This is a genomic window from Pseudoxanthomonas sp. YR558, from assembly GCF_900116385.1.
GTDB lineage: Bacteria > Pseudomonadota > Gammaproteobacteria > Xanthomonadales > Xanthomonadaceae > Pseudoxanthomonas_A.
In genome coordinates this window covers 2,115,996-2,140,359 of sequence record NZ_FPCI01000001.1, presented here as the reverse complement: position 1 = coordinate 2,140,359, position 24,364 = coordinate 2,115,996, and the positions used below count along the sequence as shown (strand labels likewise).

Genomic DNA, 24,364 nt, shown 5'->3' with positions numbered 1-24,364 from the left:
GCGGCGCATCAGAGCGCCGGCAGCGGGTTCTTCTCGGCGTCCACCACGCCCGTCCAGTCCGCTGCCTCGAGCAGCGGCAAGCCATGCGCCAGCCGCGCCTTATCGCATTGCGCGCTGCGCTCGCCGAATTCCAGCGAGGCCGGCACCAGCGCGCAGACCGACGGGCGCCGGTCGTGGATCGTGCAGCGGCTGTAGCGGCCGATGTCGGCGTCCAGCGCCACGCAACGCGGCTCCTTCTGCGAGGTGCCGCGCATCACCCGCTCGTGCACGCGCAGCGGCTCGGTCAGTTCGATCGGCACCACGCCGCCCTGGTCGGGGTCCGCCTCGCTCCAGTGGAAGCTCACGCGGAAGTGGGCGCAGCAGGCGCCGCAGGTCAGGCAGGGGTGCATCGGCGTGGGCTGGCGTCAGGACGCGGGCGGGACGCGCATTCTGCCAACGCCGCGGGCTGACGCAAGTACCGCCCAGCGGCGACAATGCCCGCATGACCGATCCGTGCAACATCGCCGCCAGCCTGCCCCGGCTGGCCCGCGAGCAGCCCGACCGCGTGGCCATGCGCTGCCCCGATGGCGCCGGCCGCTACACCCGCGAGCTCACCTACGCGCAGCTCGATGCCCGCAGCGACGCCATCGCCGCCGGCCTGGGCGCGTACGGCATCGGCCGCGGCAGCCGCACGGTGGTGATGGTGCGGCCCACGCCGGAGTTCTTCCTGCTGATGTTCGCGCTGTTCAAGGCCGGCGCCGTGCCGGTGCTGGTGGACCCGGGCATCGACCGCCGCGCGCTGAAGCAATGCCTGGACGAAGCCGAGCCCGAGGCCTTCATCGGCATCCCGCTGGCCCAAGTCGCGCGCCGGGTGCTGGGCTGGGCGAGGTCGGCGAAGAAGATCGTCACCGTCGGCACGCGCTGGGCCTGGGGCGGCACCACGCTGGCGAAGATCGAAGCGCGCGGCAGCGGCGCGGGCCCGCAACTCGCGGATACCTCGCCCGATGACGTCGCCGGCATCCTGTTCACCAGCGGCTCCACCGGCGTGCCGAAGGGCGTGGTCTATCGTCATCGCCATTTCGTCGCCCAGATCGAACTGCTCCGCAATGCGTTCGGCATGCAGCCCGGCGGCGTGGACCTGCCGACCTTCCCGCCGTTCGCGCTGTTCGATCCTGCGCTGGGGCTGACCTCGGTGATCCCCGACATGGATCCCACCCGGCCCGCGAGTGCCGACCCGAACAAGCTGCACGTGGCCATCGCGCGCTTCGGCGTCACCCAGCTGTTCGGCTCGCCGGCGTTGATGAAGGTGCTCGCCGACCACGGCGCACCGCTGCCCACCGTGCAGCGCGTGACGTCCGCGGGTGCGCCGGTGCCGCCCGATACCGTGGCGAAGATCCGCACGCTGCTTCCCGAGGATGCGCAGTTCTGGACGCCGTACGGCGCGACCGAGTGCCTGCCCGTTGCCGTCATCGAAGGCCGCGAGCTGGAATCCACGCGCGCGGCGACCGAAGCCGGTGCCGGCACCTGCGTCGGCCGCGCCGTGCCGCCGAACGAGGTCCGCATCATCCGCATCGTCGATGCGCCGATCGCCGACTGGCGCGACGTCGACGTCGTGCCCGATGGCGAGGTCGGCGAGATCACTGTCGCCGGCCCCACCGCCACCGATACCTATTTCCGCCGCGATGCCGCCACGCGCATCGCCAAGATCCGCGAAGCGCTGCCCGACGGTGGCGAGCGCATCGTGCATCGCATGGGCGACGTGGGCTGGTTCGATGGCGAAGGCCGACTGTGGTTCTGCGGGCGCAAGACGCAGCGCGTGGAAACCGCCGACGGTCCGCTCTACACCGAGCAGGTCGAGCCCGTATTCAACACGCATCCACAGGTCCGCCGCACCGCGCTGGTCGGCGTGGGCGAGACCGGCCGGCAGCGGCCGGTGCTGTGCTACGAGCTGATGCCCGGCGTGGTCGCCGATCGCGTGCGCATCGAAGCCGAACTGCGCGAGATCGGCGCACGCCTTCCGCAGACCGCACGCATCGGCGTGTTCCTGCCGCACCCGGGCTTTCCCGTCGACATCCGCCACAACGCCAAGATCGGCCGCGAGACGCTGGCCGTGTGGGCCGCCACGCAACAGGAGCAACACGCATGAAGATCCTCGTCACCGGCGGCGGTGGATTCCTCGGTCAGGCGCTGTGCCGTGGCCTGGTCGAGCGCGGGCACGAGGTCATCAGCCTCAATCGCGGCTACTACCCGGCATTGCGCGAACTCGGCGTGGGCCAGGTGCAGGGCGATCTCGCCGATGCGCACGCGGTGCGGCATGCCGCCGATGGCGTCGATGCGATCTTCCACAACGCCGCCAAGGCCGGTGCGTGGGGCAGCTACCGCAGCTACCACGACGCCAACGTGGTCGGCACGCAAAATGTGCTCGATGCCTGCCGCGCGCACGGCATCGGCCGGCTGGTCTATACCTCCACGCCCAGCGTGACCCACCGCGCCACGCATCCGGTCGAAGGCGGCACCGCCGCCGACGTGCCCTACGGCGAAGGCTTCAAGGCGCCGTACGCGACCACCAAGACGATCGCCGAGAAAGCCGTGCTCGCCGCCAACGAGGCTTCGCTGGCGACGGTCGCGCTGCGCCCGCGCCTGATCTGGGGCCCAGGCGACCACCAGATCCTGCCGCGCCTGGTATCGCGTGCGCGCACCGGCCGGCTGCGCATCGTCGGCAGCGGCGAGAACCACGTCGACACCACCTACATCGACAACGCCGCGCAGGCGCACTTCGATGCCTTCGACCATCTCGCGCAGGGCGCCGCCTGCGCAGGCAAGGCGTACTTCATCTCCAACGGCGAGCCCTGGCCGATGCGCAAGCTGCTCAACGCGCTGCTGGAAACGGCCGGCGCGCCGCGCGTGGACAAGCACCTGTCGTTCAAGGCCGCTTACCGCGTGGGCGCGGTGTGCGAAACCCTGTGGACGGTGCTGCCGCTGAAGGGCGAACCGCCGATGACGCGCTTCCTCGCCGAACAACTCGCCACCGCGCACTGGTACGACATGGCGCCCGCGCGCCGCGACTTCGGCTACGTGCCGCGCGTGTCGATGGAAGAAGGTTTCGCGCGCCTGCAGGCCTGGTTGCGCGACCATCCGGTCTGACGCGCCGCGCTTCGGCGGCGCCCCTTCACGCATGGATCACGACGCTTAAGCGTGGCCGTCTGCGTGCGCTCAACGCTCACGCGGCGATGACTCCCGGCATTCCAGCATGGCCCCACCACCGGCCTTCCTGGCCGCATGCCAACAGGAGTTCCCCATGCTGCATTACGCCGTCATCTTCTTCATCGTCGCGATCATCGCGGCCGTGCTGGGTTTCAGTGGCATCGCCGGCGCCGCCACCAACATCGCGTGGGTGCTGTTCGTCGTGTTCCTGATCCTGGCCGTCGTCTCGATGCTGCGCGGCAAGCGCGTCTGACGCCATCACCGTCTCTCTCCGCCGGGGCGGCAGGATGCCGCCGCGCCCGTCCGGTCCGGCAGGAAGCCGGCCTGCGGACGGGCGGGGCGCAAGGCCTTGCCGCTAGAATGACGGCATGGACCTGTCCCCGTTCGATGCCCTGAAGCCGCTCGCCGGCCGCGCGCTGGAAACCGCGCTCAACCACGCCCTCACGCTGGATCCGGATACCCAGGCGGCGCTGTTGCCGCTGGAAGGCCGTCGCATCCAGCTGCGCATCGATGCACCGGCGCTGGCGATGGACATCATCGTCGGCGGTGGCCAGTTGCAGGTGGGCCCCGCGAGCGAAGTGCTCGATGCCGACCTCGCCGTGCGCAGCACGCTCGGCGGCCTGCTGTCCCAGCTCCCGTTCTTCCGCCGAGACGATGCCGCGCCGGTGGGCAAGCTGCATGTGTCCGGCGACGCCGATCTCGCCCGCCGCCTGCAGACGCTCGCCACTCGTTTCGATCCCGACTGGTCGCTGCCGTTCACCCGCGTGTTCGGCGATGTGATCGGCGTGCAGGTCGCCAACACTGTGCGCGCCGGCCTGCAACAGGCGCGGATCGTCGCCGGCAACTTTGCCGAGAGCGCCGCCGAATACGTCACCGAGGAATCGCGCGACGTCGTCGGCCGTGCCGAACTCAACGCCTTCCACGACGATGTCGATGCCGTGCGCGACGACGTCGAACGCCTCGCCGTGCGCATCGGCCGACTCGCCGCACGCGTGGAGCACCGCGCATGAAGTCGGTGTTGCGGGCCAGCCGCATCGGACGCGTCCTGCTCCGCTATCGCCTCGACGACCTGCTGGAAGGCACGCCGGTCGAGCGCTGGCTGCGGCTCGCGCGCCCGTTCGTGCCGCGTGCCTCGGCCCAGATCGCGGCGCAACCGCGCGGCGCGCGCCTGCGCCTGGCGCTGCAGGAACTCGGGCCGATCTTCGTCAAGTTCGGTCAGATCCTGTCCACGCGCCGCGACCTGATCCCGCCCGACATTGCCGAAGAACTGACTCTGCTGCAGGACCGCGTCGCGCCGTTCGACGGCGAGATCGCGCGCCGGTTGGTGGAAGAGGAACTCGGCCAGCCGATCCACGAGGCGTTCGAGCAGTTCGACACCACGCCGCTGGCGTCCGCCTCCATCGCGCAGGTGCACGCGGCCATCCTGCCCGGCGGTCGCGAGGTGGTGGTGAAGGTGCTGCGGCCCGACATCCGCAAGCAGATCGCCGGCGACATCGCGCTGCTGGAAAGCATCGCCGCCATCGTCGAGCGCGCGCACCCCGCCGCCGACAAGATCCGCCCGCGCGAAGTCGTCGCCGAGATCGAGAACACGCTGGCCGCCGAACTCGACCTGCAGCGCGAGGCCGGCAATGCCAGCCTGCTGCGCCGCAACTGGGCCGACTCGCCCGACCTGTACGTGCCGGAAGTGATCTGGTCGCACACCGCCGAACGCGCGATGACGATGGAACGCGTGCGCGGCATTCCGTCCGACGACATCGCCGCGCTGGATGCCGCCGGCATCGACCGCAAGGCACTCGCCGCCAAGGGCGTGCGCGTGTTCTACCAGCAGGTGTTCCGCGACAACTTCTTCCACGCCGATGCGCATGCCGGCAACATCTGGGTGGATCCGGAACGCAAGAAAGACCCGCGCTTCATCGCGCTGGATTTCGGGATCATGGGCCAGCTCTCGCGCGACGACCAGTTCTGGCTCGCCGAGAATTTCATGGCGATCTTCAACCGCGACTACCGCCGCATCGCCGAACTGCACGTGCAGGCGGGCTGGATGCCGTCGTACATCCGCATCGACGAACTGGAAGCGGCGGCGCGCGCGGTGTGCGAGCCGTACTTCACCCGTCCGCTCAGCGAGATCTCGCTGGCCGAGGTGCTGGCCAAGCTGTTCCGCACCGCGCAGCGCTACGAGCTCACCCTGCAGCCGCAGCTGATCCTGCTGCAGAAGACGCTGCTCAATATCGAAGGCGTCGGCCGCCAGCTGGACCCGCAGATCGACATCTGGGCCGTCGCCAAGCCGGTGCTGGAGCGCATCCTGCTGGAGCGCTACAGCCCGCAGCGCGCCGCGCAGGAGTTCCGCAAGCGCCTGCCCGAAATCATGACCCACGCGCCGGACATGCCGCGCCTGGTGCACGCATGGCTGAGCCAGCAGGTGGACGGCCGCCACGAATTGTCGTTGCGCTCGAAGGACCTCACCGATCTCGCGCTGACGATGAAGGGCATGCAGCGCCGCGTGGTCGCCGCCATCCTCGGCGTGGGCCTGCTGATCGTGGCGGCCGTGCTGTACGGCCTGGAAGCGGGTGGCCCGAGCATCTTCTCGGTACCGGCTGCGGCCTGGATCGCCGGTATCGGCGGCCTGTGGGCACTGCTGGCGGCGTGGCCGCGGCGCTGACGCGCGATCAGGCGCGCCGCCGTCCCCACGCCAGCCACCAGCCCAGCCACACCTGCAGCGGCAGCGTCAGCAGGCAGGCAAGGGTGAACCAGCGCGGGAAGTCGTCCCACGCCATCACCGTTACATACAGGTCCAGCGCCAGGTACAGCGCGAACAACACCCACGCGTGCGCCGTCTTCGCCACGGCCGCCACGCCGACCATCAGCGCGCTGCCGGCGACACCGGCCAGGAACACCCACAGCAGGTCGTAACCCAATCGCGCATCGCCGCCGCGCGGCAGACCCCACAACGCCGCCAGTTCGCCGCCGGCCAGATTGACCAAGGGGACCGCGATGATGGCGAGCGCCAGCGCAAGGAAGCTGCGCAGCGCGATCTTCACGCTTGTCGACATGGTTACGGCCTGCCCAACGGCGCCGTCGTGCAGCGCGGCAGCGGCAGCGGCCCGAATACTTTGCGCGTCCCGGCGAAGCCACCTTGTTCAACGATGTAGACCGCGTTCACCTGCACGTCGACATGCAGGAACTGCTGGTAGCCGTCAGCCACCGCGCCGGTATCGGACAGCAGTGTGCCCAGCGCATGCTCGCGGCCTTGCGGCAGCGCCTTCGCGACCGGCCACTGCTGCCGAATGCCGTAGGGGCCGACGAAGGGCTTCAAGCGTACGATGGCGCAGGCGATCGTCGTGTCCTCGCGGGAAGTCGGTGGCGGCGGGGCGGGTACCGACGCCGCGGCCACAGGCGGCAGCAGGCAGGCGCAGAACGCCAGCAGGCATGCCGCCTTCGTCATCGCGCTTCCTTCTTGCGACGTTCGAGGAGTGTCACCGCGCCGTCCTGGATCTTCCAGGTGCCGTCGGAGGTGGCCACGTACATCGATTTGCCCGCCCACAGGCTCCAGAACACGTGAATCTCCGTCGGTACGGGGTCCAGCAGGTGGGAAATCACCAAGCCGACAGCGTCGCGCGGGTTGTCGAGTGCGATGCAGGTGCGAGTGAAGCCGCGCTGGCTGACGATCTTCTCGCCCGTCGCATCCAGGTCCATACGATGGCTGCCACCGATCGGCACGATGCCCTGCTTCGTGGTTCCAGGTAGCCAGTATGCGGTCCATCCTCCGCTCTCGCGGTCGTCGCGTAGCACCACGGTGTTGTAAGTCTTCGAACATGGCTCGAACTTCGCTGCGGCAGCGGTGGCCCGCGCTCGTGCAGCGCCCAGTTCGTACGACGACAATGCTTCGGGCTCCTCCAGGGCTACTACCTCGCCGGCGACGCGGCCATCGCTCGCCACGGTGGCACGGTATCTCGCGCGCGGGATCGACTCGCTGCTCAGGAACGTCACCACGATCCCTTCATCGCGCTGCTCCGTGATCCAGCCGGCCAGCTGTCCGCGCTTGCCGTCCTGCCGGAAGGCCTTGAGCTTCATCACGGCATCCGTCGCAACGGCAGCGGCTTGGTCGTGCAGGTAGATCGCCCGACCCTTCGCCTCCGCATCGAGGAGCGTCTGTGCGATCTGTGCGTCGTCGAGCGCCGCCGGCGCGTCCTCCTGCGCGTGCGCGAACGGCACCGCCATGAAGGCGGCCAACCACCATGCACCCCGGGCGGCGATGCGCTTCATCCCCAACATGATGGAACTCCCCAATCCCCGATTGAGCGCGACGTTACCGCAGTTCCTATACTGGCGCGAGTCGACTCCAGGCAATGCCATGAACCGCTTCCTGCGCTCCTTTCTGATCGCCATCCTGGCGTGCATCGCCGGGGCGCCGGCCCTCGCCGCCGACGCCCCGCTGCGCATCATGAGCTTCAACATCCGATTGCCGGCCGAGAGCGACGGCGTGGATTACTGGGAGACGCGTAAGCCGCTTGCGGTGACGATGCTGCGCGAGCAGACGCCGGACGTGATCGGCCTGCAGGAACTGGTGAAGTCGCAGGCCGACTACCTCGCGCGCGAACTGCCGGCGTACGCGTGGTTCGGGCGCGGCCGCAACGCCGATGGCGGCGGCGAGCACATGGGCGTGTTCTACCGGAAGGACCGGCTGAAGGTGATCGAATCCGGCGATTTCTGGTTGTCGGATACGCCCGACGTGCCGGGCAGCATCACCTGGAACCATCTGTATCCGCGCATGGTGACGTGGGCGCTGTTCGAACAGCGCAGCGACGGCAAGCGCTTCTACCTGTTCAACACCCACCTGCCGTACCGCGAGCAGGACGAAGCGGCGCGCATCAAGGGCGTGCAGGCCATCGCACAGCGCCTGGCCGCCTTGCCGGCCGGCGTGCCGATCGTGCTGACCGGCGACTTCAACACCGCGCCCGACACCGAGGTGCACGCCGTGCTCGCCCGCACGCTGCAGGACGCCTGGACCACCGCGCCACGCGTCGAGGGCAGCGACGCCACGTTCCACGCGTTCACCGGCACCCCGGACCGCCGCATCGACTGGATCTTCGTCCGTGGCGTGCAGCTGGAGTCGATCACCTCGGTGACCACGCGCTGGAACCACCGCTATCCGTCGGACCACTTCCCGCTGGTGGCGACGCTGCGGTTGCCGTAAGCCTGCGCCGACTCGCGACACCTCGCGGGCGAAGTTCGATGTGAGACAGATGGAGCGCTGAATCCCATCGATGGCTTTCCGAGCTTCGTCGATGGAGCTCAATGTGAGACAGATCGAGCTCCCGAGCACCATCGATGGGATTCCGAAAGCCATCCCATCGCATTCCGAGTGCCATCGATGGCTTTCCGAGCCTCGTGGGTGGAGCTCGATGTGAGAGAGATCGAGCTCCCGAGCTCCAGCGATGACATTCCGAGCTCCGCGCGTGGAGCTCGATGTGAGACAGACGGCGTGCCGAGCCCGATCGATCGAGCCCCGGGCCCCATCGCCGGGCTCCGGGGCCGGTGTGCAAGGCTGAATGTGGGGCCGGAAGAGGCTCGCCAGGCCTTCGCGACGTGCTGGCGCGCGATGACGGCTTTTCCCTTCGCCCCGCTTGCGGGGAGAGGGGAACCTCTGCGCGCGAAAGGATTTTCCGCGAGCGCGAAAACGAAAACGGCCCCTTGCGGGGCCGTCGTTCGCTGACACCGTACCGCCTGGACGTCAGCGTGGTGTTCGCCCGAACTGGCGTTCCCCGACAAACCACATCACCGTGCCCCACACCAGGCCGCCCACGGGAAATCCAACCAGGGCCACCGTCAGCAACTGCACCCAGTCCTTGTCCGTGAACAGCGCCATCAGCGCGCACCACAGCACGGCCGTGGTGACGCCCCAGCCGAGCACGCCGCGCAGCAGGATGAAACGCAGCGGACCTCGCTCGCGGATCTCCTGCCAGCGCGCAAAGGTGGCTTCACGCTTTGCATCGGTGTCGGTGCTCATCGCTTACTTCCCCGGCGCCGCCGCGGGGGCCGCCGCCGCCTTCTTGGCGAAGTCGCCCGCCAGGAACACGCTCAGCGCGTCCGGCTTGAAGTGCGCGCGGATCGCGGCGTTCACCTGGTCCACCGTCAGCGCGGCGTACTTCGCGTCGAGGTCGGCGGTGAACTGCATGGTGCGGCCGTAGAACAGCTGGTCGCTCAGCATGCCGGCGACGGTGCCGTCCTCGGCGCGCGCCTGCTGGCGCTCGGTCAGCGTGCCGGCCACGGCGTCCTTCAGTTCCTCGGCGGTGATGCCGTCCTTGACCAGCTTGGCCAGCTCTTCGCGCACCAGCGCTTCCACCTTCGCCATGTTCTCCGGTGCGGCGATGGCCTGGATGCTGAAGCTGCCGGCGTTGTCCTTGCCGGTCAGGCTGTCGTCGGCGCGCACGCCGCTGGAGACGCCGTAGCTCAGGCCTTCCTGCTGGCGGATGCGATCGCCCAGGCGCGACTTCAGCGCGCCACCACCGAAGATGCGGTTGGCGACCACCAGCGCCGGGTAATCGGCATCGGTGACCTTCAACGGCAGGTTGTGGCGGGCCAGCAGCACCGCGTTGGGCTTGTCCGGCGTTTCGAAGCGCGCCTGCTTCGCCGCCACGTCGGTGTACTGCGTGGCGATCGAGCCGTAGGGCTTGCCCGAGGTCCAGCCCACGAACAGCTGTTCCAGCTGCGCGCGCACGGCCGCGGGGTCGAAGTCGCCGACGATGGCGATCTCGCCGTTGGCGGTGCCGTAGAAGTCGCGATGGAACGCACGCACGTCGGCCAGCTTCAGCGCCTTCAGTTCGGCCAGCGATTCGTCCAGCGTGCGGGCGTGCAGCGGATGGCCGGCCGGCCACGGATCGAAGTACATCGCCAGCGCGCGGCCGGCGATGGCGCCGGGCTCGAAGCGCGAGGCTTCCATGCCGGTGACGGCCTGCGTGCGCAGCTGTTCGAACTCGCTGTCCGGGAACGCCGGGTTGCGCAGCACGTCGGCGGCCAGCGCCAGCGCGTCGGCCAGGTGCTCGCGCCGCGTCTGCAGGCCGATGCTCGCGCCCTGCAGGCTGCCGCCCACGCTGCCCTGGGTCTTCAGCTGTTCCAGGCGCTGGTCGATCTGCTCGCGCGTCATCGTCTTGCTGCCGCGCATCAGCATCGCACCGGCGATGCCGGCCGCGCCTTCGCGACCCTTCAGCGCGGCCTCGTCGGCGAAGCGGAAGTTCGCATCCACGATGACGGTGCCGCCACGGGTCTTCTTCGGCAGCAGCGACACCTTCAGGCCGCTGCCGAGAGTGAAGGTCTGCGTGCGCGCATCGATGTTCTTCGGCGAGGGATCGAACACTTCGCCCGCACTCACCGCGGCGCGTCCGGCGTAGCCGTCCACCAGGGTGGCCACCGCCGGCGCGGCCGGTATCTCCACGCGATCCGGCGTGGGCGTGGGCACGAAGCGGCCGAGCGTGCGGTTGCTGGATTTCAGGTAGGCCGCGGCGACGCGGTTGACGTCGGCGACGGTGACTTTTTCCACCGCATCGCGGCTGGTGAACAGCAGGCGCCAGTCGCCGGCGGACTGGAACTCCGACAGGCCCATGCCCACCGCGTTGACGTCGGTGAAGTAGAGCTCGTACGCATTGCCGATGCGTTGCTTGGCTTCATCGACTTCCTGCTGGGTGATCGGGCGCGCGGCGAGCTGTTCGACCTGCTTCAGCAGTTCGGCCTCGGCCTTGGCGGGGTCGCCGTCATTGGGCACCACCGCGATGGCAGTGAGCAGGCCCGGGTCGCGCATGGATTCGCCGCTGGCGCCGGCGGCCGCGGCCAGTTTGGCCTCGACCAGCGCCTTGTGCAGGCGGCCGCCGGGCGTGTGGCCCAACACGTCGGCCAGCACGCTGAGCGGCGCGTTGTCCGGATGCGCGAGCGCGGGCGTGTGGTAGGACGCGGCGACCAGCTGCAGGTTACCGACGCGGCGCACGGTGACTTCGCGCTCGCCGTCCTGCGCGGGTTCGATGGTGTAGAAACGCGGCAGCACGCGCGCGGGCTTCTTCACCGGCCCGAAGTGGCGCGCCACGCGTGCGAGCACATCGGCGCTGTCGATGCGGCCGGCGACCACCAGGGTGGCGTTGTCCGGCTGGTACCACTGGCGGTAGAACGCCTGCAGCTTGTCGATCGGCACGCCTTCCACGTCGCTGCGCGCGCCGATGGTCGTGTTGCCGTAGTTGTGCCACAGGAAAGCGGTGGAGCGGATCCGCTGGAACAGCACCGCAGCGGGATTGTTCTCGCCGGCTTCCAATTCATTGCGGACCACGGTCATCTCGCTGTCGAGGTCCTTCTTGGCGACGTTCGAGTGGACCATGCGGTCGGCTTCCATCTTCAACACCCACTCCAGGGTGTCGGTGTTGGCCGGGAAGGAGGCGAAGTAGTTGGTGCGGTCCAGGCCAGTGGTGGCGTTGAAGTCGATGCCGCGCTTCTTCATCTCGCCGCTGATGTCCGCCTGCGTGGGCGTGCCCTTGAACAGCAGGTGCTCCAGCAGGTGGGCCATGCCGGTCTCGCCGTAGTTCTCGTGCACCGAACCCACGCCGTAGACCAGGTTCACGGTGACGGTGGGCTTGGTGTCGTCGGGGAACAGCAGCACGCGCAGGCCGTTGGACAGCGTGTACTCGCTGATGTCCTCGATGCTGGGGCCGGCGGCGACGCCCTTCGGCAGCGCGGCGGCGGCATCGGCCCAGGCCGGCTGGCCCAGGGCGAGCGTCACGGCCAGGCCGAGTGCGACAATGAAACGGGGTGACTTCATCCTCAATCCTCCTTCGGGGCCGCGTGCGTCCATCGCGTGCGGCGAACCCCGAGTTTCGCAGATTTGGAAGGCACGCAGATTCATGGATTACGGTGAGACGAAATCGGACGATGGCGCAGTGCCCGTGCTGTACGCGGATGCGCAGATCGCGGTGGTCAACAAACCCGCGGGCGTGATGGCACACGACAGCAAGCTCGCCGGCGGCGAGACGGACTTCGTCGCCGACCGCCTGCGCGCGCAGTTCGGCAAGCCGATCTTCCTGATCCATCGGCTCGATCGCGCGACCAGCGGCTGCCTGCTGGTGGCGTTCGACCGCGAGAGTGCCTCGACGCTCGGCAAGGTGCTGATGTCGCGCGAGGTGGAGAAGGATTACCTGGCCGTGTGCCGCGGCTGGCCGGAGCCGGATTTCACCGTCGACCATCCGCTGGATGGCGGCCCGGGCAAGCCGGAGAAGAAGCCGTCGGTGACGCGCTTCGTGCGCCTGGCGACGGGCGAGCTGCCGTTGCCTTCCGTCGGCTTCGAGACCTCGCGCTATGCGCTGCTGCGCTGCCAGCCGGAGACCGGCCGCTTCCGCCAGATCCGCCGGCACCTGAAGCACGCGTTCCATCACCTCATCGGCGATACCAGCCATGGCGATGGCCGCCACAACCGCAACTTCCGCATGCAGGGCGTGCACCGCATGCTGCTGCACGCGGTGCGGTTGTCGTTCCCGCATCCGTTGACCGGCGCGCGCATCGAGGCGGTGGCGCCGCTGGATGCAGAGTTCCGCAAGGCCTTCGCGTTGTTCGACTGGGAAGAGGACCTGCGTTAGCCGTGCTCTCTGTAGGAGCGACGTGAGTCGCGACCGCAGCAGCGAAACGCCGGGATGGTCCGACCATGAGCGATCGCGCGGCGCATGCCCTTACCCTCGAGCGCCAACGGCTGTCATGACGTGCGGTCGCGACTCACGTCGCTCCTACAGGGAGCGGCATCACGCCACCCGCATCGCCGCCAGCACCATCAGCGCCACGGCGCACAGCATGCCGATCAGCCAGATGAAGCTGCGCAGCGACTGCTTGTCGGCCAGGTAGAACACGCCGTGCAGAACGCGCGCCACCACGAAGGCGATGGCCAGCGGCGTGATGGTGTCCGCCGGCACGCCGGCCAGCTGCGCCATCAGCACGCCGGCGACGAAGGCGGGGAAGGCCTCGAAGCCGTTGAGGTGCGCGGCGTTCGCGCGCTGCACCTTGTAGTTGCCTTCCTGCTTGGCGATCCAACCGCGCGGGTTGCGGTTGTTGTAGCGCTCGCCCGACCGCTTGGCGATGAAGACCCACAGGTACGGCAGCAGCGCGGTGACCAGGATGCACCAGTAAGCGATCGACATGACGTTTCCCTCCGAGGATGCCGCAGCGTAGTGGCAGCCGAGGGCGGGCGTCCATGGGCGCGGCAAAAGAAAACGGCGCCTTGCGGCGCCGTCTTCGACTCGCTGGAACCGTGCGGCTTACTTCGCCGCGGGCGCCGCCGGACGCATCTTGTCGCGGGCGGCCTTGAAGGGATTGCCTTCGTACCAGTTCGGCCAGGTGTCGGCCACGGCCAGGTCCTTGCCGACGCCGTACAGCGCCTGCAGGTCCTGCACCACGCCGTCCAGCTTCCAGCCTTCGTGCATCTCGTCGCTGGCCTGGTGGTAGCGCTTGGCGTATTCCTCGCTCGCCGCCTTGCCGGCCTCGACGCCGCCTTCCAGCAGGTCGTTGCCGCCCTTGGCGTACAACGCCGGTACGCCGGCCTTGGCGAAGTTGAAGTGGTCGCTGCGGAAGTAATAGCCGCCGGCCGGGTTGCCTTCCTCGGTGAGCACGCGGCCCTGCTGGTCGGCGTAGACCTTCAGCATGTCCTCCAGCTCGGAGTTGCCCTTGCCGGTGACGACGAAGTCGCGCGACTTGCCGCCCACGCTCATCGCATCAAGGTTGATCACGCCGGCGATCTTCTCCAGCGGGAAGGTCGGGTGCGCGACGTAGTACTTGGAACCCAGCAGGCCGGATTCTTCCAGCGTCACCGCCACGAACACCACCGAACGCGCCGGCTTGGGATCCTGGTGGGCGAACGCCTCGGCGATCTCAAGGATGCCGGCCACGCCGGTCGCGTTGTCGACCGCACCGTTGTAGATGTTGTCGCCTTCCTCACCCTCGTGCTTGCCCAGGTGGTCCCAGTGCGCCATGTACAGCACGGCTTCGTCGGGCTTGCTGCTGCCCGGCAACACGCCGATCACGTTGCGCGAGGTCTTCTCGGTGATGCTGCTGGTCAGTGTGGCCGTGGCCTTGGCCTTCAGCGACACCGGCTTGAAGCCACGCTTGCCGGCGCTGGCGTAGGCCGCGTCGAGATCGAGGCCGGCATCGGCGAACAGCTGCTTCGCCGCGTCCGCGCTCAGCCAGCCCTGCAGCGGAATGCGCTTCTCCGGATCGTCCTTCGCCGGCAGGTCGTACTGCGGCCCAGCCCAGGAGTTCTTCACCACGTCCCAGCCGTAGCTGGCGCCGGCGGTGTCGTGCACGATCAGCGCGGCGGCGGCGCCCTTGCGCGCGGCTTCCTCGAACTTGTACGTCCAGCGGCCGTAGTAGGTCATGCGGTTGCCGCCGAACAGCGTCTCGTCCTTGCTGTGGAAGCCCGGGTCGTTGACGAACATCACCACGGTCTTGCCGGTCCAGTCCTGGCCCGCGTAGTCGTTCCACTTCTGCTCCGGCGCGTCGACGCCGTAACCGACGAAGACCAGGTCGCTGGCATCCAGCTTCACTTCGGTCTGTCCGGTGCGGGTGCCGATCACGAAGTCGGTGCCGAACTTCAGCGCGTGCTCGCCCTTGGCGGTGGCCAGGGTCAGCGTGGTGGCCGCTTCGTTGGCGGTGGTTTCCACCATCGGCACGTCCTGGAAATAGCTGCTGTTGTTGCCCGGCTGCAGGCCGATGCGCTTCATCTGCGCTTCGAGATAGGCGACGGTCTTCTCTTCGCCGACCGAACCGGGGCCGCGGCCTTCGAACTCGTCCGAGGACAGCGTCTTCACCAGGTCGGAGAAATCGCCCTCGGTGATATCGGCGGTGAAGGCGTGCGCCGCGGCGGGCGGGGTGGCGGCCTCGGGCGCGGGCGCCGGGGCTTCGGATTCGCGCTTGCACGCGGCCAGTGCGGCCGTGGCGGCAAGCACCAACATCAACTTGCGGGACATCGGGATTCCTCAACGAAAGGAATCCCGATTCTAGCCTCATGGCCGCGGGCCGGCCTGTGCCGTGCCCCGCGGTTCGCGCTTACTCGGCCGGCGCGGTGTCGGTGCTGAACGGCTTGGCGGTCGCGCCGGTCACCGCACCGATCTTGGCGCTGGTGTGCACGTACAGCGTGACCGGGCGTTCGAACACCAGCGGGCCGTCGACGATGGCGTTGGGGCCGATGATGACGCGCGGGTCGCGCTTGACGTTCAGGCGGATGCCCTGCGGCTTCTCCACCTTGATGCCGCCCTTCACGTGCGAGCCGACGCCGACGGTGATGTCGCCGTTGACGGTTTCGATGCCGCCGGCCAGCTGGGTGGCGACCAGGCCGATCGCGCCGTTGACGGTCTCGATGCGGCCGCCGATCACGGTGCCGCGGTCGGTGAAGATGCTGCCGTTGACGGTTTCCACGTCCTTGCGGACCTGGACGTCTTTGCCGACGCGGATCGAACCGTTGACGGTTTCCAGCGAATCCACGCGCGCCTTGTCGCCCACGTTGATGCTGCCGTTGACGGTGCTGGCGTCTTCGGCGGTGGCGCCGTCGGCGACGCGGATGGAGCCGTTGACGGTATCGAGGTCGCCATAGGCCTGGCCGGCCTCGGCGGTGATGCTGCCGTTGACCTTGGAGATTTCCTGTTGGGCCAGCGCGGGCGTGGTGGCCAGGGCCAGGGTCAGCAGCAGGGCGGTGCGGGGACGGATCATGGGTTGCCTCTCGGGTGGTCTCGTATCGGTCTGATGCGCCGGCGCGCCCGGGGGTTTAAACGCCGCCGCGCCGGAGTGGATGGCACCACGCTTCGCTACAATCGTCACCTGCCTGAAGTCACTGGAATCTCCCCCGTGTCCGCATCTGCCCCGTCCGTGAAGCGCCCCAAGCCCGTCGTATTGTTGATCCTGGATGGCTGGGGACACCGTGAAGATCCCACCGACAATGCGCTGGCGCAGGCCGAGCTGCCGAACTGGCGCCGCCTGCTGGCCACCGCGCCGCACACGTTAATCCATACCGAAGGCCGCCATGTCGGCCTGCCGGACGGGCAGATGGGCAATTCGGAAGTGGGCCACATGAACCTGGGCGCGGGCCGCATCGTCTACCAGGACCTGACCCGCATCGACGCCGCCATCGAGGATGGCAGCTTCTTCGCCAACGCCGAACTGGTCGCCGCGTGCGACGCCGCCAAGGTCGACGGCAAGACCTTGCATGTGTTCGGTCTGCTGTCGCCGGGTGGCGTGCACAGCCATGAACTGCACATCTTCGCGATGCTCGAGCTGGCCAAGCGCCAGGGCGTGCCGCGGGTCGCGGTGCACGCCTTTCTCGATGGCCGCGACACGCCGCCGAAGTCGGCCGAGCCCAGCCTGCGTGCGCTCCAGGACCTGTGCACGAAGCTCGGCAATGCGCACATCGCCTCGGTCAGCGGGCGCTACTACGCGATGGACCGCGACAAGCGCTGGGACCGCGTGCGGCTGGCGTGGGATGCGATGGTCGATGCGAAGAGCGAGCACCGTGCCGCCAGCGGCGTGGCCGCGCTGGAAGCCGCGTATGCGCGCGGCGAGAACGACGAGTTCGTGCTGCCCACCGTCATCGACGGCGCAACGCCGATGGCCGATGGCGATGCGGTGGTGTTCATGAATTTCCGCGCCGACCGCGCGCGCCAGCTGACAGCGGCGTTCGTGTCGCCGGCGTTCGACGGCTTCGAGCGGCGCGTGCCGGCCCTGGCGCGTTACGTCTGCCTGACCGAGTACGACGCCAAGCTGCCGGCGCCGGTGGCATTCGCGCCGGACGACCTGCGCGAGACCTTCGGCGAGCTGCTGGCCGAGCACGGCCTCACCCAGCTGCGCATCGCCGAGACCGAGAAGTACGCGCACGTGACGTTCTTCTTCAGCGGCGGTCGCGAAGACATGTTCGCCGGCGAGGAACGCATCCTGGTGCCGAGCCCGAAGGTCGCGACCTACGACCTGCAGCCGGAAATGAGCTGCCCCGAACTGACCGAGAAGCTGGTGGCCGCGATCGGCTCGGGCCGCTTCGACGCGATCATCTGCAACATCGCCAATCCCGACATGGTCGGCCACAGCGGCGACCTGCAGGCCGCGATCCTGGCGGCGCAGGCGGTGGACAACGCGATCGGCGAGGTCGACGCCGCGGTGCGCGCCGCCGGTGGCGCGATGATCATCACCGCCGACCACGGCAACCTGGAGATGATGCGCGACCCCGCCACGGGACAACCGCACACCGCCCACACCGTGGGCCCGGTGCCGCTGGTGTATGTCGGCGAGCACGCGGCCACGCTGCGCAGCGGCGGAGCCCTGCGCGACGTCGCGCCCACGCTGCTGGCCCTGCTGGGCCTGCCGCAACCGGCCGACATGAGCGGCCGCAGCCTGATCGTCGGCTGATGGCGCATTCCTGGCGCGTCGCGCTGTCCGCCGCCGTACTGGCGGTGGTCGCGGCCGCGTCCGCGCCGGCACAGACGTCGCGCGAGACCGAGCGCAAGCTCGAGCGCGTGCGCAGCGAACTGAAATCGATCGCGCAGGAACGCCGCAAGCTGGAAGGCGAACGCGGCGCGGCTTCGCGCCAGTTGCGCGACGCCGATGAAAAGGTCGGCCGCACGTCCCGCTCGCTGGCCGACACCGAAGCCGCCATGCGCAAGGAAGCCGCCGCCCTGGCCGAGTTGCAACAGCGGCGCGACACGTTGACGGCGCAACGCGACCGCCAGCGCGGGCAGCTGACCGACCTGGTCCGCGCGGCTTACCAGCAGGGCGAAGACGCGCCGTTGAAGGTGTTGTTGTCGCAGGATCGCGTGGCCGACGCCAACCGCCTGTTGGCCTACCACCGCTACGTGCAGCGCGACCAGACGCGCAGGATCGACACGCTGACCGCGGACCTGGCCTCGCTGGACGAGGTGGAGCGCGAGATCGCCGCGCGCAGCGCGGAGCTCGATGCCGCGCGCACACGTCAACGCGGCGAAGTCGCGCAGCTGGAAAAGGATCGCAAGACGCGCGCGAGCCTGGTCGCCGACCTCGACGAGCGCTTCCAGGACCGTGCGGCGAAGGAAAAGGCGCTGGGTCAGGACGCGCGTTCGCTGGAAACGCTGTTGAAGAACCTGCGCGCCGCCGCCGCCCGTGCGGAGGCCGAGCGCCGTGCCGCCTCGCGCCGCGCCGCGGCCGAAGCCGCCGCGGCGAAGAAGCGCGAGAACGCCGGCAGCGGCGCCCGGCCGTCGCGCGACAGCGCGCCCGCGCGGCCCGTCGTGGCGTCGGCACCGCCGCTGAAGGTCGGTGGCCTGGGGTGGCCCGTGTCCGGCAGCCTGCTGGCGCGCTATGGCGGACGCATGCCCGACGGGCGCACCAGCACCGGCGTGCTGATCGGCGCGCCGGCCGGCACGACCGTCACCGCGGTGGCCGACGGCACCGTCGTGTTCTCCGAATGGATGACCGGCTATGGCCTGATCCTTATCCTCGACCACGGCAACGGCTACATGAGCCTGTACGCGCACAACGACAGCCTGCTGAAGGACAGCGGCGACCGGGTGAAGCGCGGCGATGCGGTGGCCCGCGTGGGCACCTCGGGTGGACAGGGGCAGGCGGCGCTGTACTTCGAATTGCGGCGCAATGGCCAACCGGTCGATCCGGCATCGTGGCTGCAGCGGCGATGAACGCCGCCGGCCGCCGTAACCCGGCTTGAACATCCGGCCCGCATGGGTTCACGCATAATCGGGTGAACTTCGCGCCCGGCGCGGAGTCCCTAGAAGCCTCTCCCGGAGTTTCCGCATGCTGCAGCGTCTTCCCCTGGCCCTCCTGACCGTTGCGTTGCTCGCGGCGTTGCCCGCGTCGGCGCAACAGCAGGCGCCGCAGGCGGACGGACCGCCGGTGGTCGCGCCGAGCGACGACCCGGATGCCGCCGAAAACGCGCCGTCGAAAGTGCCGCTGGAGGAGATCCGCCGCTACGTCGCCGTGTTCAATGCGGTGAAGGAAGCGTACGTGGAGCCGGTGGAAGACAAGAAGCTGATGCAGTCCGCGATCCGCGGCCTTTTGCTCGACCTCGATCCGCACAGTACCTATTTCGACAAGCAGGATTCCGATGCGTTCGACGAGCAGGCCAGCGGCGCCTACGAAGGCATCGGCGTGGAACTGCAGCAACAGGCCGACCGCACCCTGCTGGTGGTGTCGCCTATCGACGACACGCCGGCGGCGAAGGCCGGCATCAAGTCCGGCGACGTCATCACTGCCATCGACGGCAAGCCGATCAGCGCCGACGACGGCATGGAGCCGCTGCGTGGCGCGCCCGGCAGCAAGATCACCCTGACCATCGTCCGGGACGGCACGCCCAAGCCGTTCGACGTCACCCTGGTGCGCGACACCATTCGCGTGACCAGCGTGCGCGGCCGGTTGCTCGAACCCGGCTATGGCTACGTGCGCATCAGCGCATTCCAGACCGACACCGCCGCCGATTTCCAGAAGCAGCTGGACACGCTGCAGGCGAAGGGCCCGCTGCGCGGGCTGGTGCTCGACCTGCGCAGCAATCCCGGCGGCTTGTTGCTCGCCGCCGTGCAGGTGGCCGACGAACTACTGGAGAAGGGCAACATCGTCAGCACGCGTGGGCGGTTGTCGATCAGCGATTCCAAGTTCGATGCCACGCCGGGCGACCGCCTTTCCGGCGCACCCGTCGTCGTGCTGGTGGATGCGGGCTCGGCCAGTGCGTCGGAAGTGCTCGCCGGTGCACTGCGCGACAACGATCGCGCACGCGTGGTCGGCAGTCGCACGTTCGGCAAGGGCTCGGTGCAGACGGTGTTGCCGTTGGACAACGGCGATTCGGTCAAGCTGACCACCGCGCGCTATTACACGCCCAGCGGCAAATCGATCCAGGCCAGCGGCATCGTCCCCGACGTGGTCGTCAAGCCGGAAGGCGGCACGCCGGATGCCATCGTCGGCCAGGACGGCCAGCTGTACATCACCGAGGCCACGCTGCCTGGCCACCTGCGTGGCGACGACGAAGGCCAGGCCGGTTACACGCCGGGCGATGTGCTCGATGGCGAGGCGCCGATCAAGGCCGCGCTGGTGGAGCTCAAGAAGATCGCCGTCACCGCGCGCGCGAAGCCCGCGGCGACTTCGCGCTGACCCATCGCGTCAACCGGGCGATGCGCCCGGCGCAGGTGCCGCCGGCGCGTTGCGCTCGCGCATGATGCGGTTGAACAGCGGCGTGGCCATCAACGTGGACAGGATCGCCATGATTACCAGGATGGTGAACAGGCCGGGCTTGATGAGGCCCGCCTGCAGGCCGATGTTGATGATGATGAGTTCCATCAGGCCGCGCGCGTTCATCAGCGCGCCGATCGCTTTCGCATCGCGCGGCGATTCGCCCGACAACCGCGCCGCGGCCCAGCAGGCGATCGCCTTGCCGCCGAACGAGGCGAGCAGGATCGCGATCGCCGGCACCAGGATCGCCGGATCGAGCAGCACGGAGAGCTGGGTCTTCAAGCCGGAATAGGTGAAGAACAGCGGCAGCAGGACCACCACCACCATGCCCTGCAGGCGCTCGCGCAGGCGCTCGGTCAGCGCGCCGCGAGGCAGGCAGATGCCGAGGATGAAACCACCGAACACGGCATGGATGCCGATCGCATCCATCGCCCATGCGCAGAGGAAGAACGCCGCCATCACCCAGGCGAACACCGGCGTGGGCAACGGGCCTTCCGCCGGAACCTGCGCGGCCAATGGCGTGAGCAACCGGCGGCCGGCCAATAGCATGAAGGCGACGTACGCGATGCCGCCGCCGATCGCCAGCCACGCCTGGTTCCAACTGCCGCCGAAACTCGCCAGCACAATCGCCAGGATGCACCAGGCAGCCGCGTCGTCCATCGCGCCCGCGGTCAGCGCGAGCGTGCCGAGTGGCGTGCCGGCCAGGCCACGCTCGTGGATGATGCGCGCCAGCATCGGGAAGGCGGTGATCGCGATGGCGGCGCCGAGGAAAAGGGCGACTTCCAGGAAGCGTGCCGTGTCGGCGAACAGTCCGGGCACGTGCTGTAGCCACGGCGCCAGCGCGAACGCCAGCACGAACGGCACTGCAATGCCGGCCCACGACACGGCCATCGCGCTGCGGTAGCGCGTGCGGATGTGGTCCGCCTGGAACTCCGTGCCGACCAGGAACATGTACATGCCCACGCCGACCTGGCCACCGACGTACAGCATGTCTAGGGTGTCCTTCGGAAACAGGGCGGCCTGTGCATCCGGCAGTACCGCGCCGAACAAGGAGGGTCCCAGCATCACGCCGGCGATCATCTCGCCCACCACTTGCGGCTGGCCGATGCGCTGGGCGAGTTTCCCGACGAGACGGCAGGCCAGGATGATCAGGCCCGCCTGCAGGAAGAAATAGACCGACAACTGTGGAGTGGACATCCTGGCGCCCTATACGTGACGCGCCATCATAGAGGCGATTGCGCGTGCGCTCGCGGGGTCAAATCGGACGCAGGCATGCTGACGCGAGTGGGCTCAGCGCGGCTTGGCCGGCATCGGGAAGGGCGTCACGACCTTCTCGCCGGTGGCCGCGTCGCGGATCGCGGACTGACCCTTCCGCTCCACTTCTTCCACCCGGATGATGCTCTGCATCGGCAGGTGCAGCACGCGCGTACCGCCGAATTCGTCGCGCAAGCGCTCTTCGGTGGGGTCGATCACGAGGCCCTCGTGCACGTCGAACACCAGCTCCGACACCTCGGTGAACCCCCACAGGCCGCTGGCCGCCACCTTGCGTGCGTACAGCTCGTAGACCTTGGTGTGGTTGTGGAAGGTGATCTTGTAGAGCGTGGTCTTCATGAAACCGATTATAGGCGTCGGCGCTCAGTAACCTTGCCGCTTGCGCATGCGCCGGGCGATCGCGGCGCGCACGAACAGCGCGAACACCACGCCGAAGAGGAAGCCGGCGATATGCGCCGGCCACGCCACGGTGCCGAACGTGGGGCCGGTGTAGGCGAACACCACCTGCAACAGCGCCCACACGCCGATCAGCACGGAGGCGGGTGCTTTCACCACCTCCCAGAACAGTCCCAGCGGCACCACCACGCCGAGCTGGGCAGTGGGGAACAGGGCGAGGTAAGCCCCGATCACCGCCGACACCGCACCGCTGGCGCCGATCACCACGCGGTCGGGTGCATCGATGCTGAGCACCGCGGCCACGTTGGCCACGGCGCCACCGATCAGGAACAGCAGCAGGAAGCGCCACGCGCCCATCGCCCGCTCCGCGGGCAGTCCGAAGATCAGCAGGAACACGAGGTTGCCCGCCAGGTGGGCCCAGTCGGCGTGCAGGAACAGTGCCGTGAACAGGCGCAGCACGGTGCCGCGTTGCAATGACGCCAGCCAGACCTCGGGCGCGACCATGCCGCCGGTGAGCGCCCCCCATTCGGTCCGGAGGTGACCCTGTGCGGCGCCCCCCTGCAGCCACGCCCAGACGAAGGCGGCCAGCAGCACGATGGCCAGCGCAGGCGTGGCCCAGCGGACCGACGGTTTCTGGCGGGACGGTATGGAGACGAACATGCGCGGGCACTGTACCGGCTGCCCCCTCCGCTGCCCATGGTGCGGCGCAACGAAACTGAATAGGGGCAAGCACTTACGGTGGATTGTTAGTGTTTGGTTAGCGGGTATACTGCATACGGCGTCGTATGTCGGGAGGGGCTTCCGGCAGGCCGAAAAGGTGGACCACACACCACGGCCTTCGACGACGCAGACGACTATTACCCACGTCTCCGGAGAGAACACTGATGGAATTTGCTAAGAACCTCACCCGCGTGTCCGCGCTGGCCCTCGGCATCACTGCCGCGCTGGCCTACGGCGACGTGCATGCCGCCGCCTTCCAGTTGAAGGAAAACAGCGTCAAGGCCCAGGGCCGTGCGATGGCCGGTGCGGCCTCCGCCAAGGGCGACGCCTCGGTCGTGGTCAACAACCCGGCCGTCATGTCCACCTTCACCGAGCGCACCCTGCAGGCCGACGTCACCGCGATCGACCTGTCCTACGAATTCACCGGTGGCGGTACGGCCGCGACCGGCACCCCGTTCCAGCAGCCGCTGACCGGCGGCAATGGTGGCGACGCCGGTGACGTGGCCGCCGTGCCGGCCGCTTCTTTCATCCTGCCGCTGAGCGGCGACTTCGAGTACCTGACGCTGGGCGCCATGATCAGCGCGCCGTTCGGCCTGAAGACCGAATACGACGCCGGCTGGGTGGGTCGCTACCACGCGCTGGAATCGGACGTGAAGATCATCGACCTGACCCTGGCGGCCTCGCTCGAGCTGAGCGACAGCTTCTCGGTGGGCGCCGGTCTGGTGTACGAGCATGCCGACGTCACCCTGTCGCAAGCCGTCGATTTCGGCACTGTGATCTGCGGCCAGAACCCCGCGGCCTGCCTGACGCCGGGCTCGCCCTACGGCCCGCAGCGCAACGACGGCCTGGCGCACGTCAACGGCACCGACAACGGTTGGGGTTGGATCGTTGGCATGAACTGGCGTCCGAGCGACAAGTGGTCGCTGGGTTACTCGCACCGCTCCGAGATCGACCATGAGCTGGAAGGCCAGGGTGACTTCACCGTGCCGCCGGCCGTGCGCACCGCGTTCGACGCCAACCCGCTGACCCGTCCGCTGTTCCTCGATGGCGGCGCGCTGGCCAAGCTGACCACGCCGGCCGTGGATACCTTCAGCGCCACGTACTACGCGACCGACCGCTTGACCGTGATGGCAGAAGCCAGCCGCACCGACTGGACCTCGCTGCAGGAAATCCGCATCGAGTTCGACAACCCCGGCCAGCCGGATTCGGCCGAAGCGTACAACTGGGGCGAGAACTGGTTCTACTCGGTCGGTGGCGAATACAAGTTCAGCGACGCATTCACCTTCCGCGCCGGCGTGGCGCGCGACGACTCCCCGGTGAGCCGTCCGTACCGCACCCCGCGCCTGCCCGACCAGGACCGCATGTGGTATTCGCTGGGTCTGACCTGGGCGCTGTCCGAGCACTTTGAGCTCAACGCCAGCTACGTCAAGATCGACATCGTCGATACGCCGGAAGTCGACCTGACCACCAGCACGCGCGCGCGCTTGGTCGGCGAGTTCGACGGCGGCGCCGACCTGTACGGCGTGTCGATGCAGTACAAGTTCTGATCGCCCCGCGCATCAGTCCGATGAAAAACCCCGCTTCGGCGGGGTTT

General features: G+C 68.6%; 22 protein-coding genes and 1 pseudogene. 11 read left to right on the top strand and 12 right to left on the bottom strand.

Features of this window, described 5'->3' with window-relative positions; all coding sequences use genetic code 11:
• Window positions 1-8: 8 nt before the first annotated feature.
• The gene (locus tag BM365_RS09995) at window positions 9-389 is read right to left on the bottom strand and encodes a YkgJ family cysteine cluster protein (RefSeq protein WP_093488784.1); all 381 of its coding nucleotides are present in this window, start codon (window positions 387-389) and stop codon (window positions 9-11) included.
• Between the two features lie 92 nt (window positions 390-481).
• Here BM365_RS09995 and oleC point away from each other — a divergent pair, with 92 nt between their 5' ends.
• The 5 genes from oleC (at window position 482) to ubiB (ending at window position 5,842) form a co-directional block, all read left to right on the top strand.
• Complete coding sequence (gene oleC / locus BM365_RS09990) at window positions 482-2,125, top strand: olefin beta-lactone synthetase (RefSeq protein ID WP_093488782.1); 1,644 nt, start codon at window positions 482-484, stop codon at window positions 2,123-2,125.
• Window positions 2,122-3,123, top strand: a complete 1,002-nt coding sequence (oleD, locus tag BM365_RS09985) for a 2-alkyl-3-oxoalkanoate reductase (protein WP_093488780.1) — start codon at window positions 2,122-2,124, stop codon at window positions 3,121-3,123. The genes oleC and oleD overlap by 4 nt, the downstream gene beginning before the upstream one ends.
• 154 nt (window positions 3,124-3,277) lie before the next feature.
• Complete coding sequence (locus BM365_RS09980; RefSeq protein WP_093488778.1) at window positions 3,278-3,436, top strand: DUF1328 domain-containing protein; 159 nt, start codon at window positions 3,278-3,280, stop codon at window positions 3,434-3,436.
• A gap of 115 nt (window positions 3,437-3,551) precedes the next feature.
• Window positions 3,552-4,193, top strand: a complete 642-nt coding sequence (locus tag BM365_RS09975; protein ID WP_093488776.1) for a ubiquinone biosynthesis accessory factor UbiJ — start codon at window positions 3,552-3,554, stop codon at window positions 4,191-4,193.
• A complete protein-coding gene (gene ubiB, locus BM365_RS09970; protein ID WP_093488774.1) occupies window positions 4,190-5,842 on the top strand; it encodes a ubiquinone biosynthesis regulatory protein kinase UbiB in 1,653 nt (550 codons plus the stop codon). Before BM365_RS09975 ends, ubiB begins: the two co-directional genes overlap by 4 nt.
• A 7-nt stretch (window positions 5,843-5,849) precedes the next feature.
• Here the strand turns inward: ubiB and BM365_RS09965 are convergent, their stop codons facing one another.
• From BM365_RS09965 to BM365_RS09955, 3 genes are read right to left on the bottom strand one after another with little or no spacing between them, the layout of a single operon-like run.
• Window positions 5,850-6,233 (bottom strand): hypothetical protein, encoded by a 384-nt coding sequence (locus tag BM365_RS09965; RefSeq protein WP_093488772.1) that lies wholly within the window; start codon window positions 6,231-6,233, stop codon window positions 5,850-5,852.
• A 2-nt stretch (window positions 6,234-6,235) separates the two neighbouring features.
• A complete protein-coding gene (locus BM365_RS09960; protein WP_093488770.1) occupies window positions 6,236-6,625 on the bottom strand; it encodes a hypothetical protein in 390 nt (129 codons plus the stop codon).
• Window positions 6,622-7,446, bottom strand: coding sequence for a hypothetical protein (locus BM365_RS09955; RefSeq protein ID WP_093488768.1), 825 nt, complete (start codon window positions 7,444-7,446; stop codon window positions 6,622-6,624). Before BM365_RS09955 ends, BM365_RS09960 begins: the two co-directional genes overlap by 4 nt.
• A gap of 88 nt (window positions 7,447-7,534) precedes the next feature.
• Between BM365_RS09955 and BM365_RS09950 the strand changes: the two genes are divergently transcribed.
• Entirely contained in the window at window positions 7,535-8,377 is an 843-nt protein-coding gene (locus BM365_RS09950; protein ID WP_093488766.1) for an endonuclease/exonuclease/phosphatase family protein, read from the top strand.
• 537 nt (window positions 8,378-8,914) lie between these two features.
• Here BM365_RS09950 and BM365_RS09945 read toward each other — a convergent pair.
• Together BM365_RS09945 and BM365_RS09940 are read right to left on the bottom strand one after the other, a co-directional pair.
• Window positions 8,915-9,190, bottom strand: coding sequence for a hypothetical protein (locus BM365_RS09945; RefSeq protein WP_093488764.1), 276 nt, complete (start codon window positions 9,188-9,190; stop codon window positions 8,915-8,917).
• A 3-nt stretch (window positions 9,191-9,193) separates the two neighbouring features.
• Window positions 9,194-11,980 carry a M16 family metallopeptidase gene (locus BM365_RS09940; protein WP_093488762.1) on the bottom strand — a complete coding sequence of 929 codons (2,787 nt, stop codon included), beginning with the start codon at window positions 11,978-11,980 and terminating at the stop codon, window positions 9,194-9,196.
• 82 nt (window positions 11,981-12,062) lie between these two features.
• On the opposite strand from BM365_RS09940, the gene BM365_RS09935 reads away from it, so the two are divergent.
• Complete coding sequence (locus tag BM365_RS09935; RefSeq protein WP_093488760.1) at window positions 12,063-12,791, top strand: pseudouridine synthase; 729 nt, start codon at window positions 12,063-12,065, stop codon at window positions 12,789-12,791.
• Between the two features lie 159 nt (window positions 12,792-12,950).
• Here BM365_RS09935 and BM365_RS09930 read toward each other — a convergent pair whose 3' ends face one another.
• From BM365_RS09930 to BM365_RS09920, 3 genes are all read right to left on the bottom strand, one after another.
• Entirely contained in the window at window positions 12,951-13,343 is a 393-nt protein-coding gene (locus tag BM365_RS09930) for an MAPEG family protein (RefSeq protein ID WP_093488758.1), read from the bottom strand.
• A gap of 117 nt (window positions 13,344-13,460) precedes the next feature.
• The gene (locus tag BM365_RS09925; RefSeq protein WP_093488756.1) at window positions 13,461-15,164 is read right to left on the bottom strand and encodes a M28 family metallopeptidase; all 1,704 of its coding nucleotides are present in this window, start codon (window positions 15,162-15,164) and stop codon (window positions 13,461-13,463) included.
• Window positions 15,165-15,243: 79 nt separating this feature from the next.
• A complete protein-coding gene (locus BM365_RS09920; RefSeq protein ID WP_175502086.1) occupies window positions 15,244-15,900 on the bottom strand; it encodes a hypothetical protein in 657 nt (218 codons plus the stop codon).
• Between the two features lie 138 nt (window positions 15,901-16,038).
• Here BM365_RS09920 and gpmI point away from each other — a divergent pair, with 138 nt between their 5' ends.
• From gpmI to BM365_RS09905, 3 genes and pseudogenes are all read left to right on the top strand, one after another.
• Entirely contained in the window at window positions 16,039-17,586 is a 1,548-nt protein-coding gene (gene gpmI, locus BM365_RS09915) for a 2,3-bisphosphoglycerate-independent phosphoglycerate mutase (protein WP_233210900.1), read from the top strand.
• A complete protein-coding gene (locus BM365_RS09910) occupies window positions 17,586-18,842 on the top strand; it encodes a murein hydrolase activator EnvC family protein (RefSeq protein ID WP_093488750.1) in 1,257 nt (418 codons plus the stop codon). Before gpmI ends, BM365_RS09910 begins: the two co-directional genes overlap by 1 nt.
• A gap of 115 nt (window positions 18,843-18,957) precedes the next feature.
• Window positions 18,958-20,301: pseudogene (locus BM365_RS09905) on the top strand (S41 family peptidase); the annotation flags it as partial.
• A gap of 12 nt (window positions 20,302-20,313) precedes the next feature.
• Here BM365_RS09905 and BM365_RS09900 read toward each other — a convergent pair.
• From BM365_RS09900 to BM365_RS09890, 3 genes are all read right to left on the bottom strand, one after another.
• Complete coding sequence (locus tag BM365_RS09900; RefSeq protein WP_093488746.1) at window positions 20,314-21,579, bottom strand: cation:proton antiporter; 1,266 nt, start codon at window positions 21,577-21,579, stop codon at window positions 20,314-20,316.
• Window positions 21,580-21,672: 93 nt separating this feature from the next.
• Window positions 21,673-21,993 carry a DUF1820 family protein gene (locus BM365_RS09895; protein ID WP_093488744.1) on the bottom strand — a complete coding sequence of 107 codons (321 nt, stop codon included), beginning with the start codon at window positions 21,991-21,993 and terminating at the stop codon, window positions 21,673-21,675.
• A 24-nt stretch (window positions 21,994-22,017) separates the two neighbouring features.
• Window positions 22,018-22,710 carry a rhomboid family intramembrane serine protease gene (locus tag BM365_RS09890; RefSeq protein WP_093488742.1) on the bottom strand — a complete coding sequence of 231 codons (693 nt, stop codon included), beginning with the start codon at window positions 22,708-22,710 and terminating at the stop codon, window positions 22,018-22,020.
• Window positions 22,711-22,934: 224 nt separating this feature from the next.
• Here BM365_RS09890 and BM365_RS09885 point away from each other — a divergent pair, with 224 nt between their 5' ends.
• A complete protein-coding gene (locus BM365_RS09885) occupies window positions 22,935-24,317 on the top strand; it encodes an OmpP1/FadL family transporter (RefSeq protein ID WP_158253521.1) in 1,383 nt (460 codons plus the stop codon).
• Window positions 24,318-24,364: the final 47 nt, after the last annotated feature.